Source organism: Cedecea sp. NFIX57 (assembly GCF_900177785.1).
Taxonomy (GTDB): Bacteria; Pseudomonadota; Gammaproteobacteria; order Enterobacterales; family Enterobacteriaceae; genus Cedecea; species Cedecea neteri_C.
Genome location: NZ_FXAS01000002.1, coordinates 32198 through 46652, shown reverse-complemented (window position 1 = coordinate 46652; position 14455 = coordinate 32198). Strand labels below are relative to the sequence as shown.

The 14455-nt window shown below is 53.8% G+C and carries 14 protein-coding genes; 11 read left to right on the top strand and 3 right to left on the bottom strand.

Annotated features, from left to right (window positions below):
• Positions 1-13: 13 nt before the first annotated feature.
• The 4 genes from rnm to rluB all read left to right on the top strand — a co-directional run bounded on the left by rnm (position 14) and on the right by rluB (position 3446).
• Complete coding sequence (rnm, locus tag B9Y90_RS01615) at positions 14-919, top strand: RNase RNM (RefSeq protein WP_176227835.1); 906 nt, start codon at positions 14-16, stop codon at positions 917-919.
• Positions 916-1536, top strand: coding sequence for an L-threonylcarbamoyladenylate synthase (locus B9Y90_RS01610; RefSeq protein ID WP_085540015.1), 621 nt, complete (start codon positions 916-918; stop codon positions 1534-1536). Before rnm ends, B9Y90_RS01610 begins: the two co-directional genes overlap by 4 nt.
• Positions 1537-1546: 10 nt before the next feature.
• Positions 1547-2368, top strand: a complete 822-nt coding sequence (locus B9Y90_RS01605) for a MerR family transcriptional regulator (RefSeq protein WP_085540014.1) — start codon at positions 1547-1549, stop codon at positions 2366-2368.
• A 190-nt stretch (positions 2369-2558) separates the two neighbouring features.
• The gene (gene rluB / locus B9Y90_RS01600; protein ID WP_085540013.1) at positions 2559-3446 is read left to right on the top strand and encodes a 23S rRNA pseudouridine(2605) synthase RluB; all 888 of its coding nucleotides are present in this window, start codon (positions 2559-2561) and stop codon (positions 3444-3446) included.
• A gap of 30 nt (positions 3447-3476) precedes the next feature.
• Here the strand turns inward: rluB and cobO are convergent, their stop codons facing one another.
• Together cobO and B9Y90_RS01590 are read right to left on the bottom strand one after the other, a co-directional pair.
• Positions 3477-4067, bottom strand: a complete 591-nt coding sequence (gene cobO, locus B9Y90_RS01595; protein ID WP_085540012.1) for a cob(I)yrinic acid a,c-diamide adenosyltransferase — start codon at positions 4065-4067, stop codon at positions 3477-3479.
• Complete coding sequence (locus B9Y90_RS01590) at positions 4064-4825, bottom strand: YciK family oxidoreductase (RefSeq protein WP_039294082.1); 762 nt, start codon at positions 4823-4825, stop codon at positions 4064-4066. The genes cobO and B9Y90_RS01590 overlap by 4 nt, the downstream gene beginning before the upstream one ends.
• Positions 4826-5081: 256 nt before the next feature.
• Between B9Y90_RS01590 and sohB the strand changes: the two genes are divergently transcribed.
• The gene (gene sohB / locus B9Y90_RS01585; protein ID WP_085540011.1) at positions 5082-6131 is read left to right on the top strand and encodes a protease SohB; all 1050 of its coding nucleotides are present in this window, start codon (positions 5082-5084) and stop codon (positions 6129-6131) included.
• Between the two features lie 49 nt (positions 6132-6180).
• On the opposite strand, the gene B9Y90_RS01580 is transcribed toward sohB, so the two are convergent.
• Positions 6181-6432, bottom strand: a complete 252-nt coding sequence (locus B9Y90_RS01580; protein ID WP_039294075.1) for a YciN family protein — start codon at positions 6430-6432, stop codon at positions 6181-6183.
• A gap of 400 nt (positions 6433-6832) precedes the next feature.
• Here B9Y90_RS01580 and topA point away from each other — a divergent pair, with 400 nt between their 5' ends.
• From topA to acnA, 6 genes are all read left to right on the top strand, one after another.
• Entirely contained in the window at positions 6833-9430 is a 2598-nt protein-coding gene (topA, locus tag B9Y90_RS01575) for a type I DNA topoisomerase (RefSeq protein WP_085540010.1), read from the top strand.
• Positions 9431-9628: 198 nt separating this feature from the next.
• Positions 9629-10603 (top strand): HTH-type transcriptional regulator CysB, encoded by a 975-nt coding sequence (cysB, locus tag B9Y90_RS01570; protein WP_008461319.1) that lies wholly within the window; start codon positions 9629-9631, stop codon positions 10601-10603.
• A gap of 345 nt (positions 10604-10948) precedes the next feature.
• Complete coding sequence (locus B9Y90_RS01565; RefSeq protein ID WP_071842743.1) at positions 10949-11077, top strand: YmiA family putative membrane protein; 129 nt, start codon at positions 10949-10951, stop codon at positions 11075-11077.
• 2 nt (positions 11078-11079) lie between these two features.
• A complete protein-coding gene (locus B9Y90_RS26810) occupies positions 11080-11250 on the top strand; it encodes a hypothetical protein (RefSeq protein WP_176227832.1) in 171 nt (56 codons plus the stop codon).
• Positions 11251-11408: 158 nt separating this feature from the next.
• Positions 11409-11507, top strand: a complete 99-nt coding sequence (gene ymiC / locus B9Y90_RS27185) for a small membrane protein YmiC (protein WP_231560145.1) — start codon at positions 11409-11411, stop codon at positions 11505-11507.
• 230 nt (positions 11508-11737) lie between these two features.
• Complete coding sequence (gene acnA, locus B9Y90_RS01560; RefSeq protein ID WP_085540009.1) at positions 11738-14413, top strand: aconitate hydratase AcnA; 2676 nt, start codon at positions 11738-11740, stop codon at positions 14411-14413.
• Positions 14414-14455 lie beyond the last annotated feature (42 nt).

Below are 14455 nucleotides of genomic sequence, written 5' to 3'. Positions count from 1 at the left end.
GGCCGCTAAATTTCTGTTTACCCATTCTGGAGCCATTTTGAGCGAGCCCACCCTGGCCACGATCCACGATTTACACAGCCACACTACCGCCTCGGATGGCCTGTTGTCTCCTGAAGCTTTGGTTAATCGCGCGGTTGATATGCGCGTTACGGTACTGGCAATTACCGATCATGACACCGTGGCGGGCCTGCCTGCTGCGAGGGCTGAAATCCAGCGCCTAAATTTACCGCTACAGTTAATTAGCGGCGTTGAAATCTCCACCGTCTGGGAAAATCACGAAATTCATATCGTTGGCCTGGGCATTGATGAGCATCACCCGGCGCTGAAGCTTTTTCTTGAACAGCAAAGTGAACGCCGCAGCCAGCGTGCGGTAATGATTGCTGAACGGCTGGATAAAGCACGTATTCCCGGCGCGTTAGAAGGGGCGATGCGCCACGCAGGTAATGGGGCAATTACCCGCGGGCATTTCGCTCGTTTTCTGGTCGAGCAGGGCAAGGCCAGCAATATAGGGGACGTCTTCAAGAAGTATCTGGCGAAGGGGAAAACCGGATACGTTCCGCCCCAGTGGTGTACAATAGAACAAGCTATTGATGTGATTCATCATTCTGGCGGGCAGGCGGTGCTGGCGCATCCAGGGCGCTACGGCCTGACCGCAAAATGGCTAAAACGACTGCTGGCGCACTTTGCCGAACACGGTGGCGATGCCATGGAAGTTGCGCAGTGCCAGCAGGCTCCCAACGAACGTACTCAGCTTGCGAGCTACGCTAAGCAATTTAATCTGCTGGCGTCGCAGGGGTCTGATTTTCATCTGCCCTGCGCGTGGATTGAACTGGGTCGTAAGCTGTGGCTACCGGCGGGCGTTGAGCCCGTATGGCAGCACTGGGAGCAGAGCCACATCGCTAAAGAGAGGGCAGTATGAGTCAGTTTTATTATATCCATCCGGATAACCCGCAGCCGCGCCTGATTAACCAGGCCGTCGATATTATTCGTAAAGGCGGGGTCATTGTTTACCCTACCGATTCCGGCTATGCGCTGGGCTGCAAGATTGAAGATAAGGGCGCTATGGAGCGCATTTGTCGTATTCGTCAGCTCCCTGACGGCCACAACTTTACCCTGATGTGTCGGGATCTGTCCGAGCTGTCGACTTACGCCTTTGTCGACAACGTGGCATTCCGGCTGATTAAAAACAACACGCCGGGGAATTACACCTTTATTCTGAAGGGCACCAAAGAAGTTCCTCGCCGCCTGCTGCAGGAAAAACGTAAAACCATCGGGCTGCGCGTGCCGTCAAACCCGATTGCTTTGGCGCTGCTTGAAGTGCTGAACGAGCCTATGCTGTCGACCTCGCTGATGCTGCCGGGCAACGAGTTTACCGAGTCCGATCCCGAAGAGATCAAAGATCGCCTCGAGAAAGTGGTGGATCTGGTTATCCACGGCGGTTATCTGGGGCAGCAGCCCACCACGGTTATCGATCTGACGGAAGACGCGCCGGTTGTTATGCGCGAGGGCGTCGGGGACGTTAAACCTTTCCTGTAAGGAAATCGCTATGGCCCGATTTAACATTGATGTTCTTGCTTCTCAATGCGGCGTGACGCCCGCCAATATTCGCAGCTGGCAGCGTTATGGGTTGATCAAGCCGCAGGTGGATGAGAACGGGCACCGTTTTTTTGATTTTACCCACTGTTCGCAGGTCGCCGCTATTGTCGGCTGGCTTGAAAAAGGGGTTGCTTTGTCGGATATGCTGGCGCTGCTGAAAGGCGAGGAGATGTCTCCGCCTTTAAGATGGCTCGACGTTCAGGAAGCTCTGCTGGCGCAGTGTGAAGCGATTCAGCCTGCGAAGCTGCGGGGGCTTATCTGGCGCTATGGCCGCGAAGTCCCGCCCGCTGTTTTTATCGATGAAGTTATCCGCCCGCTGAGACTATGGCTTAACGCCGATGCACAGCAGGAGCAGGCGATGAATAGCGCATTGCTTGATACGGCGCTGATTGAATATGCGACTTTCGTCCTGGCCAGCGGGCGTAAGCGTCCGGGTGGCAGTCTGTTTATTCTGGCGCTTTCGCTTAAAGACCCCGTTGAACTGTGGCTGGAAGGGATCCGTTTTGCCAGCGACGGTTTTTGCGTCGAGGTACTGGACCGCGGTATTCCCTGCCCGGATCTTAGCCGTATTCACGCTGACCACATTATGATTTGGGCCGATAAGGCGCTGGATGCTAATCAACAGGCGCTGTATCACCGCTGGCTGAAGAGTGGCATTCCTGTTTTTCTGGGGGGCAGTGAGGCCGTCAGAGGAAATAAACATGCGGCTACTTCGCGAAACTGTGCTCCCGGCGAGCGAACTATGCTGCTGGATACTCAGAGCCAGCGGTGAGTAAATCGGGAAACGGGTTTTCACTCCATTTAAGTTAAAATTCGTGTACTATGTGCGGCCACGATGCTGTCAGCGGTTTTCCTGTATTTCCGGGCAGCCATTCAAATTCGTATTTATACTTCATCAGGCTCATGCCTTTTGATTTCAAAGTATCTGAGACGCCTGTGAAGGCGACACCCGAGGAAGCTCAATGAGCGAAAAGTTACAAAAAGTGCTGGCTCGCGCTGGCCATGGTTCCCGTCGTGAGATTGAAACCATTATCTCTGCAGGTCGCGTAAGCGTTGATGGCAAAATTGCCACGCTGGGCGATCGTGTTGAAATCACCCAGTCGCTTAAAATCCGCATCGATGGTCATTTGATCTCCATCCGCGAATCTGCGGAACAAATCTGCCGCGTGTTGGCCTATTACAAGCCGGAAGGTGAGCTGTGTACCCGCAGCGACCCGGAAGGGCGCCCAACCGTTTTTGACCGTTTGCCAAAGCTGCGCGGTGCACGCTGGATTGCCGTTGGGCGTCTGGATGTGAATACCTGTGGTTTACTGCTGTTCACCACCGACGGAGAACTGGCAAATCGCCTGATGCACCCAAGCCGTGAAGTGGAGCGTGAATACTCCGTGCGCGTATTTGGCCAGGTGGATGACGACAAGGTAAGACAACTGTCCCGCGGCGTGCAGCTTGAAGATGGCCCTGCGGCCTTCAAAACCATCAAGTTCACCGGCGGCGAAGGCATTAACCAGTGGTACAACGTGACCCTGACCGAAGGCCGTAACCGCGAGGTGCGTCGCCTTTGGGAAGCGGTTGGCGTACAGGTTAGCCGCCTTATTCGCGTGCGCTACGGTGACATTAAGCTGCCGAAAGGCTTGCCGCGCGGGGGCTACACCGAACTTGACCTGGCGCAGACAAACTATCTGCGTACGCTGGTGGAATTGCCGGAAGAAACCAGCAGCAAAGTGGCTGTGGAGAAAGATCGTCGCCGCATGAAGGCGAATCAGATCCGCCGCGCCGTGAAGCGTCACACTCAAGTGACCGGCGGCAACCGCCGCGCCAGCAGCAGCCGTAATAACGGCAACGGCAGCTAAATCTTAACCCCTCAAGCGAGGGGTTTTTTATTAGTAATCAATACCCATCTGCGCCTTCACTCCGGCGTCAAAGGCATGCTTAACCGGGCGGAGTTCGCTGACCGTGTCGGCTATCTCCAGAATATCGCGGTGGCACCCGCGGCCTGTCACAATCACTGTCTGATTCACCGGGCGGTTAGCCAGCGCGCTTAAGACGTCTTCCAGCGGCAGATAATCGTAAGCCACCATGTAGGTCAGCTCGTCGAGGATCACCATATCCAGCGTGGCGTCAGCCAGCATCCGTTTGCCGTGCTCCCACACGGTAAGGCAGGCGGAGGTGTCCGTTTCCCGGTTTTGCGTCTCCCAGGTAAAGCCTGTCGCCATCACCTGAAACTCAACCCCGTGTGGCTCCAGCAGATTGCGCTCGCCGTTGGGCCACTGGCCTTTAATGAATTGAATCACACCGACTTTTTTGCCGTGGCCTACTGCACGGCTAGCTGTGCCGAATGCGGCGGTGGTTTTGCCTTTGCCGTTACCGGTGAAGACGATCAAAATCCCGCGTTCCTGTTGGGCTTCTGCAATGCGCGCATCAACCTTTTCTTTCTGGCGCTGTTGGCGCTGCTGATAACGCTCCTCGCTCATTCTGAAATCCCGGGTTTGCGGTTAGGCTGGGCATCAAAACTCATGCCGGTCTTACGGCGACTGTCGTCGCCCATCAGCCAGAGATAAAGCGGCATTAAATCCCGCGGCGTTTTCAGTTTGGCCGGATCTTCCGTAGGGAAGGCGCTGGCGCGCATGGCTGTACGGGTACCGCCTGGGTTGATGCAGTTCACGCGCAGGTTGTGCTGCTTATACTCTTCCGCCAGTACCTGCATCATGCCTTCCGTAGCAAACTTCGAGGCGGCGTAAGCGCCCCAGCCAGCGCGGCCCTGGCGACCCACGCTCGAGGTGGTAAACACCAGAGAGCCGGATTCGGATTTAAGTAATAAAGGAAGCAAAGCCTGAGTCAGGAAAAAGGTCGCATTGACGTTCACCTGCATGACGGCCTGCCAGGTGTCGGGATCCTGCTTATCCATTGACACGACATCGCCAAGAATACCGGCATTATGCAGGACACCATCGAGGCGGGGAACCAGCGCGCTAAGCTTGTTAGCCAGCGCATGGCAATCTGCTGACGTGGCGGTAGCCAGGTCGAGCGTGAACCAGTGTGCAGGGAGCAAACCGTGAGACTGGATCTCACCGGCGACGGCGCGGAGCTTTTGCTCATTGCGACCCAGTAAAATGACCGAGGCACCAAAGCGAGCGTAGGTGAGCGCGGCGACGCGGCCGATGCCATCGCTGGCGCCGGTTACTAAAATAATGCGATTTTTCAGTAAATTATCTTGTGGCTGATAGTGCACGGTTTTACTCCTCGCGTGATGCAATATGCTCACGTCTTATTTCTCATTGGGTTACCCGGCTTTATGCCTTAAAGACGGGCGTATTTCAATCAGTCAGCCGGAGACAATGCTAAGGATTAACATTTTGCAAAAATTTCCCCGGGCCAAACGCTTTAAAGAAGCGCTGTTGCTGCCTTTATAGTTACTTACAGACGAACGTGTGCCAGCTCGGGTACACTGCGGACATTAACAATGCTTAGTGATAAAGGCGGTAAATGTGGATCTGATTGCTGACTATGGACTTTTTTTGGCTAAAGCGGTGACCATTGTGGTGGCAATTGGTGCCGTTGCTCTCATTCTGGTGAACGTTGCGCAACGTAAGAAGCAGGCCCGGGGTGAACTGAGGCTGACGAATCTGAGCGAGCAGTATCAGGATGTGCAGCAAGAGATGCAGGTCGCGATGCTTGACCCGCATCAGCAGAAGCTGTGGCTTAAGGAAGAAAAGAAAAAGCTTAAGCTGGAGGCTAAGCAGGCCAAAGCGCGGGCTAAACGCGGTGAAAAGGCCAGCTCGGGCAAGCCGACGCTTTATGTCCTCGATTTCAAAGGCAGTATGGATGCCCACGAAGTCAGCTCGCTCCGTGAAGAAATTACCGCCGTGTTATCTGTGGTTAAACCCAAGGATGAAGTTTTGCTGCGCCTGGAAAGCCCCGGCGGCGTGGTTCATGGCTACGGGCTGGCGGCATCCCAGCTTCAGCGCTTGCGAGACAAAGCAGTGCCTTTAACCATTGCGGTCGATAAGGTGGCGGCCAGCGGCGGTTATATGATGGCGTGTGTGGCACAGCGCATTGTGGCCGCGCCATTCTCCATCATTGGGTCAATTGGCGTTGTCGCGCAAATCCCTAACTTCCATCGCCTGCTAAAGCGGAATGATATTGACGTTGAGCTGCATACTGCAGGGCAGTACAAACGTACGCTGACGCTGCTGGGTGAAAACACCGAACAGGGGCGGGAGAAGTTCCGGGAAGACCTCAATGAAACGCATCATCTGTTCAAGCAGTTTGTCAGCAGTATGCGTCCGGGCCTTGATATTGAAGCGGTGGCCACGGGCGAGCACTGGTATGGTACGCAGGCGAAAGAAAAAGGTCTGGTGGATGACGTGGCGACCAGCGACGATCTGCTGCTGGGGATGATGAAAGATTTTGACGCTATTAATGTACGCTATCTGCAGCGTAAAAAAGTGATGGACCGCTTCACCGGTAGCGCAGCGAACAGCTTAGACCGCCTGCTGTTACGCTGGTGGCAGCGTGGTGAAAACCCCCTGCTGTAAAGCCATTTTTTGCTAAAAAAAAGCGAGGCATTCAAGCCTCGCTTTTCGTTTAGCCCTGCAGAGAATACTTTTCTGACAGGACGTGGGCCAGGTGTTTAAACATATTAAACACCGCCGTACTCTTCGGCGTGGGCAAACCTTGCTCGTCCAGGAAGTATTCTCCACTAAAGACCAGCACGCCGTTTTTCTGTTCCACGCCGGTGGCTTCCATCCCGTGCAGGAAATCCTCATGTTCACGAATGATTTTGTTCGCCTCGACTAGGAGGGATTCGCGGTCAATAGGCTGAGTTGTCTCTTGCATGATGTTCTCCTTAAAAAACTGGCGCTAGTTTACGTCCGCTTGAGGGAAAAGGGCAAATTTTCCCTGTAAACCCTGTGGCCTTAAAAAAGTTAACCGTGCTGGCGGGATCGGGTATTGCATGCTAATAAAGTTGCGTAACATATTTTATCAGGTAGAGTGTGACGCTTTCGCAAATCTGGCAACAGAATTGCTTGACATTCGACCAAACTTCCGTCGTGCTATGCCACTTGCTTGAGGCTTTTGGCCTGCATTACCCGATGAGTGAGCTGAGGGTGTTGCAGGTTATTGAAAAAAAGAGTTGATCTCCTTCTACGCTGCCGCAATATAAAAAAGCGCGTCGCCAGTGGAAGGTGAAAATTTGCGACGTATTCCTGGAAGAATTAAATAGGTAAAGGTGAAAATGGGTAAAGCTCTCGTTATCGTTGAGTCCCCGGCAAAAGCCAAAACGATCAACAAATATCTCGGAAATGACTACGTGGTGAAGTCCAGCGTCGGTCACATCCGTGATTTGCCGACCAGTGGATCAACCACCAAGAAGAGCGCTGACTCTACCGCCGCCAAAGGGGCCAAAAAGGTCAAAAAGGATGAACGCGGAGCGCTCGTCAACCGTATGGGTGTCGATCCCTGGCATAACTGGGATGCTCATTACGAAGTGCTGCCAGGCAAGGAGAAAGTGGTCTCCGAGCTGAAGTCACTGGCAGAAAAAGCAGACCACATCTATCTCGCAACCGACCTTGACCGCGAAGGGGAAGCCATTGCCTGGCACCTGCGGGAAGTTATCGGTGGCGATGACACCCGCTATAGCCGCGTGGTGTTTAACGAAATCACTAAGAATGCGATTCGTCAGGCGTTTGAAAAGCCGGGTGAACTGAATATTGACCGTGTGAATGCCCAGCAGGCGCGCCGCTTTATGGACCGCGTTGTGGGCTACATGGTGTCTCCGCTGCTGTGGAAAAAGATTGCGCGTGGCCTGTCAGCCGGGCGCGTTCAGTCCGTGGCGGTTCGCCTTGTGGTCGAACGTGAGCGCGAAATTAAAGCGTTCGTTCCGGAAGAGTACTGGGAAATCGACGCCAATCTGTCGACGCCGAAGGGCGACGCGCTGCCGGTACAGGTGAGTCACCATAAAGACAAACCGTTCCGTCCGGTTAACCGCGAGCAGACGATGGCGGCCGTTAGCCTGCTTGAAAAAGCGCGTTACACCGTTCTGGATCGCGAAGACAAGCCAACCAGCAGTAAACCTGGGGCACCGTTCATTACCTCCACGTTGCAGCAGGCCGCCAGTACCCGCCTTGGCTTCGGCGTGAAGAAAACCATGATGATGGCGCAGCGTCTTTACGAAGCGGGCCACATTACCTACATGCGTACTGACTCTACCAATCTGAGCCAGGATGCGGTGAGCATGGTGCGCGGCTACATCGAAGAAAACTTCGGTAAGAAATATCTGCCGGCTGAAGCCAATCAATACGCCAGCAAGGACAACTCTCAGGAAGCGCACGAAGCGATTCGTCCTTCTGATGTGTCCGTGCAGTCTGAAGCGTTAAAAGACATGGAGGCGGATGCCCAGAAGCTTTATCAACTAATCTGGCGCCAGTTCGTTGCCTGCCAGATGACGCCTGCGAAATACGATTCCACGACGCTGACGGTGGAAGCCGGTGAGTACCGCCTGAAGGCGCGTGGCCGCACGCTGCGCTTTGATGGCTGGACGAAAGTGATGCCTGCTCTGCGTAAGGGCGATGAAGACCGCACTTTACCGGCGGTGAACCCAGGTGAGGCGCTGACCCTGGTTGAGCTGCTTCCTGCCCAGCACTTTACCAAGCCGCCAGCGCGTTTCAGCGAAGCGTCGTTGGTGAAAGAGCTGGAAAAACGCGGAATTGGCCGCCCGTCCACCTACGCGTCTATCATTTCGACCATTCAGGATCGTGGCTACGTGCGCGTTGAGAACCGCCGTTTCTACGCTGAAAAAATGGGTGAGATTGTTACCGATCGTCTGGAAGAGAACTTCCGCGAGCTGATGAATTATGACTTCACGGCGCAAATGGAGGACAGCCTCGATCAGGTGGCCAATAACCAGGCCGAGTGGAAAGGCGTACTGGACAACTTCTTCACTGATTTTAGCGGCCAGCTTGAGAAAGCGGAGCAGGATCCGGAAGAAGGCGGTATGCGCCCGAACCAGATGGTCCTGACCAGTATCGACTGCCCAACCTGCGGCCGTAAAATGGGGATCCGTACCGCGAGTACCGGTGTATTCCTCGGCTGTTCTGGCTATGCGTTACCGCCGAAAGAACGCTGCAAAACCACCATCAACCTGGTGCCGGAGAACGAAGTTCTTAACGTGCTTGAAGGTGATGATGCGGAAACCAACGCGCTGCGCGCCAAGCGTCGCTGCCAGAAGTGCGGCACGGCAATGGACAGCTACCTCATCGATCCAAAGCGCAAGCTGCACGTGTGTGGTAATAACCCGACCTGTGACGGCTACGAAATCGAAGAGGGTGAATTCCGCATCAAGGGCTATGACGGCCCAATTGTTGAGTGCGAGAAATGTGGCTCAGAAATGCACCTGAGAATGGGGCGTTTTGGCAAGTACATGGCTTGTACCAACGATGAGTGCAAAAACACCCGTAAGATCCTGCGTAATGGCGAAGTTGCGCCACCGAAGGAAGATCCGGTCCCGCTGCCGGAACTACCGTGTGAGAAATCGGACGCGTATTTCGTTCTACGAGACGGTGCCGCTGGCGTCTTCCTGGCCGCGAACACGTTCCCGAAATCTCGTGAAACACGCGCCCCGCTGGTTGAAGAGCTGCATCGCTTCCGCGATCGTCTGCCCGAGAAGCTGCGCTATCTGGCCGATGCTCCTCAGGAAGATCCAGACGGCAATAAAGCGTTCGTTCGCTTTAGCCGCAAAACGAAGCAGCAGTATGTGGCTTCTGACAAAGACGGCAAAGCGACCGGCTGGTCGGCTTTCTTCGTTGACGGCAAGTGGGTCGTTGGCAAGAAATAATTCTGCCTGAACCTGTGAAAACCGGAGCCTGTCTCCGGTTTTTTTATGGCGCCTTATATAACTCGTTTATTATCTTTTCATCCCATCTATACAAAGTAGCTATAACTGATATAGTGAGTAAAGCAATGTCAATTTTCGTTTTTTCTGCGTCTTAACCCCGCCCATCGCGCCGGGGCCTTTGACCCTGGACGGTAAGTTATGAAATTACAGCAGCTGCGTTATATCGTTGAAGTCGTAAACCACAATCTTAATGTCTCCTCGACGGCGGAAGGGCTTTATACCTCCCAGCCCGGGATCAGTAAGCAAGTTCGTATGCTGGAAGACGAACTGGGGATCCAGATTTTCGCCCGTAGCGGGAAGCACCTGACCCAGGTCACCCCGGCGGGGCAGGAAATCATCCGCATCGCCCGTGAAGTGCTGTCGAAAGTCGATGCGATCAAATCCGTCGCCGGAGAACACACCTGGCCTGACAAAGGCTCGCTCTATGTGGCGACAACCCACACGCAGGCTCGTTACGCGCTACCAGGCGTGATTAAAGGCTTTATCGAACGTTATCCTCGGGTTTCACTGCATATGCATCAGGGGTCGCCGACGCAGATTGCAGAGGCAGTTTCCAAAGGAAATGCAGACTTTGCGATCGCTACTGAGGCGCTTCATCTTTATGACGACCTGGTGATGCTGCCTTGCTACCATTGGAACCGCTCCATTGTGGTCACGCCGGATCATCCATTGGCTTCTAAAGAATCGGTCAGCATCGAAGAGCTGGCACAGTATCCACTGGTCACCTACACATTTGGTTTTACCGGACGTTCTGAGTTGGACACCGCCTTCAACCGCGCAGGGTTAACGCCGCGAATCGTCTTTACTGCCACCGACGCCGATGTGATTAAAACCTACGTTCGCTTAGGACTGGGAGTAGGGGTTATTGCGAGCATGGCGGTGGATCCGATTTCAGACCCTGATTTAGTCCGTATCGAAGCCCAGGGCGTATTTAGCCACAGCACCACGAAAATAGGTTTCCGTCGGAGTACTTTCCTGCGTAGTTATATGTATGATTTTATTCAGCGTTTTGCGCCACATTTAACCCGTGACGTGGTGGACACCGCCGTAGCTTTGCGCTCTAACGAAGATATTGAAGCGATGTTTAAAGATATAAAATTACCTGCCAAATAATTCCCCAGGGTATCTTCGGGTGAATCCGGAGATGCCCGAGTCATTATTAAACAAGAATTAAACGCATTTCTTCGTCTATTCCCATTCCCGCAAATAAGCCACATCCTGTTAATGGTTATTGTGTCGCAATTAAGAGACACAGCTAGTAAATAATTCGTGGTTGCGCAAATCTGAGGTTTCGATTATTTATTTCAGGTCAAAAGATTAAATCTTTTCTCCTGCTTATTGCGCAATTTTTCTGGCTTTTGAGCTAGAGTTTCTTTAGGATTAATCCCAACTGGCGATTAGTTATACCGATTGTTTAGAAACGTTACGATAAGTGGTGTCGATTGTATGAGGCTAGCAATGTCATCAGGAAGTGAGGAACCGCAACAAGATCCGGCTCTGAAACGCAAGGCATGGATTGCGGTGTTTTTGGTTTCAGCCTTGTTCTGGCTGGTTGTGGCGCTGGTTGCCTGGCATTTTTGGGGGTAGCTATGTCTACTCGGGATAGGGCTTCTGCACCTAAGGTCGTGGCCCGCAACAGCGGCAAGCCACGAAAAGACGTTAAGAAAGAGGAAAACACGCCACCTGAAGGCTGGAAGCTGACGAAACAGCAGCAGGCCTTTATTGATTTGTTTTCTGAAGACGACAGTAAAAAACAATAAAATCGTTATTGAATCGTTTATTTTCTCTGCGGGATTTAAAGCACTTTTTATTTACCGCCGGGTAACCTGTTATTCACTAATAATTACACGCAGCAATACATTCTGGTGATTGCTTAAATAAGCAGTCTGGTTGCATATAGTCACATTGGGTTAACCCTATGAATAATCACAATGCTGTAAAATACTGGTCATGGATGGGCGCTTTTACGCTCTCTGCCTTGTTCTGGGTAGAAATACTTCGCGCCTTCGCCAATTAACCTTTGTTGTCAGTGGCTAAACGCCACGTCCTTACTGCTTCGAATTATCCTCCCGGTTTTCCTCTCGCCCTGACGTTATCGTTGGGGCGTTCGTTTTATTACCGCTTCTCCATCACCGCCATTTATCAATTCGGGTTGTTATCAAATCGTTACGGCAGGTTTGTGTTATCTTTAATAGTGACCCTGCGAATAATCAGGGCACTCGCTATCCCTGTCATAAAGGAGGAGCTATGTCGTTAACCCTACGCGAAGCCAGTAAGGACACTCTACGGGCGCTAAATAAAACCTGGCACTACTACAGCTTGCCGCTGGCTTCAAAAGAGCTGGGGGATATCAGCCGGTTACCTAAGTCGCTAAAAGTTTTGCTGGAGAACCTGCTGCGCTGGCAGGATGAAGACTCCGTCACCCGCGAAGATATTCATGCCCTGGCCGGTTGGCTGAAACAGGCCCACGCCGATCGCGAAATTGCCTATCGTCCCGCCCGGGTGCTGATGCAGGACTTCACCGGCGTACCAGCGGTGGTGGATCTGGCCGCGATGCGTGAGGCGGTCAAGCGCCTCGGCGGCGATGTGGCCAAAGTTAACCCGCTTTCCCCGGTCGATCTGGTGATTGACCACTCCGTGACCGTAGACCACTTCGGTGACAACGATGCCTTCGAGGAAAACGTTCGCCTCGAGATGGAGCGAAACCACGAGCGCTATGTTTTCTTACGCTGGGGCCAGCAGGCGTTTAGCCGTTTCAGCGTTGTGCCGCCCGGGACCGGCATTTGCCACCAGGTCAACCTTGAGTACCTGGGTAAAGCCGTCTGGAGTGAAGAACAGAACGGCGAACTTGTCGCTTACCCTGACACGCTGGTGGGCACCGACTCGCATACTACGATGATTAACGGTCTTGGCGTGCTGGGCTGGGGGGTAGGCGGCATCGAAGCTGAAGCGGCGATGCTGGGCCAGCCGGTATCCATGCTGATTCCCGATGTGGTCGGCTTTAAGCTTGAGGGCAAACTGCGGGAAGGGATCACCGCGACGGACCTTGTGCTGACCGTCACCCAGATGCTGCGTAAACACGGCGTTGTGGGCAAATTTGTTGAGTTTTATGGCGATGGCCTCGATTCGCTCCCGCTCGCCGATCGGGCAACTATCGCCAACATGTCTCCTGAATACGGTGCGACCTGCGGCTTCTTCCCGATTGACGGCGTAACGCTGGAGTATATGCGCCTCAGCGGGCGTAGCGAAGAGCAGGTGGCTTTGGTGGAGGCCTACGCTAAGGCGCAGGGCATGTGGCGCAATACCGGTGATGAGCCTGTGTTCACCAGTACGCTCTCTTTGAACATGAATGACGTTGAGGCAAGCCTGGCCGGGCCAAAACGCCCGCAGGATCGTGTCCCGCTCGGCGGAGTGCCAAGAGCTTTTGCCGCCAGCAACGAGCTTGAAGTCAACGCTTCCCATAAAGATCGTCATCCGATCAGCTACACGCTGGCAGGCGAAGAGCATCAATTGCCGGATGGCGCCGTGGTGATTGCGGCAATTACCTCTTGTACCAACACTTCAAACCCTAGCGTGCTGATGGCGGCTGGGCTGCTGGCTAAAAAAGCCGTTAGTTTAGGGCTGAAGCCGCAGCCGTGGGTTAAGGCTTCGCTTGCGCCGGGCTCTAAGGTGGTCTCGGATTATCTGGCGAAAGCCAAATTAACCCCCTACCTTGATGAGCTTGGCTTTAATCTGGTGGGCTACGGCTGTACTACCTGTATCGGTAACTCAGGCCCGTTGCCCGATCCTATCGAGCAGGCGATCAAAAAAGGCGATCTTACCGTAGGCGCTGTGCTTTCCGGCAACCGCAACTTCGAAGGCCGTATTCACCCGCTGGTGAAAACTAACTGGCTGGCCTCACCGCCGCTTGTCGTCGCCTATGCGCTGGCTGGCAACATGAACATCGACCTGACTAAAGAGCCACTGGGGCAGGATAAAAATGGCGCTGATGTCTACCTGAAAGATATCTGGCCGGGCAGTCAGGAAATTGCTACGGCTGTGGCGCAGGTCACTACCGAGATGTTCCACAAAGAATATGCCGAAGTGTTTGAGGGGACTGAAGAGTGGCGCAACATTGAAGTGGAGCGGTCGGCCACCTACGGCTGGCAGGATGATTCAACCTATATCCGACTGTCGCCGTTCTTTGATGAGATGGGCGCTGAGCCAAAAGCAGTGGAGGATATTCACGGGGCTAACGTGCTGGCGATGCTGGGGGATTCGGTTACTACCGACCATATTTCCCCTGCGGGGAGCATTAAACCAGACAGCCCGGCGGGGCGCTACCTGCAGGGGCATGGGGTAGAGCGTAGGGACTTTAACTCCTACGGTTCTCGCCGCGGTAACCATGAAGTGATGATGCGCGGGACGTTTGCCAACATCCGTATTCGTAACGAGATGGTGCCGGGCGTTGAAGGCGGCATGACGCGGTTACTGCCGGGTGAAGAAGTCCTGTCTATCTATGACGCCGCAATGCGTTACAAAAAGCGGGGCATTCCGCTGGCAGTAATCGCCGGGAAAGAGTATGGCTCTGGTTCAAGCCGAGACTGGGCGGCCAAAGGCCCTCGTTTGCTGGGCGTGCGGGTAGTCATCGCCGAATCCTTCGAGCGTATTCACCGTTCGAACCTTATCGGCATGGGCATTTTACCGCTGGAGTTCCCACAGGGCGTCACGCGAAAAACGTTAGGTTTAACAGGGGAGGAGAAGCTGGATATCAGCGGGTTAAACCAGCTGAAGCCAGGTGCTGTTGTGCCGGTTACGCTGACCTTTGCCGACGGGCGCAAGCAAGTGATTGACTGCCTCTGCCGTATTGATACCGGCAATGAGCTGACCTATTTCCGGCACGACGGTATCTTGCATTATGTGATCAGGAATATGCTGAAGTAAGAAACGAAAAAGCCCCTGAAAAGGGGCTTTTTTACGAGATGA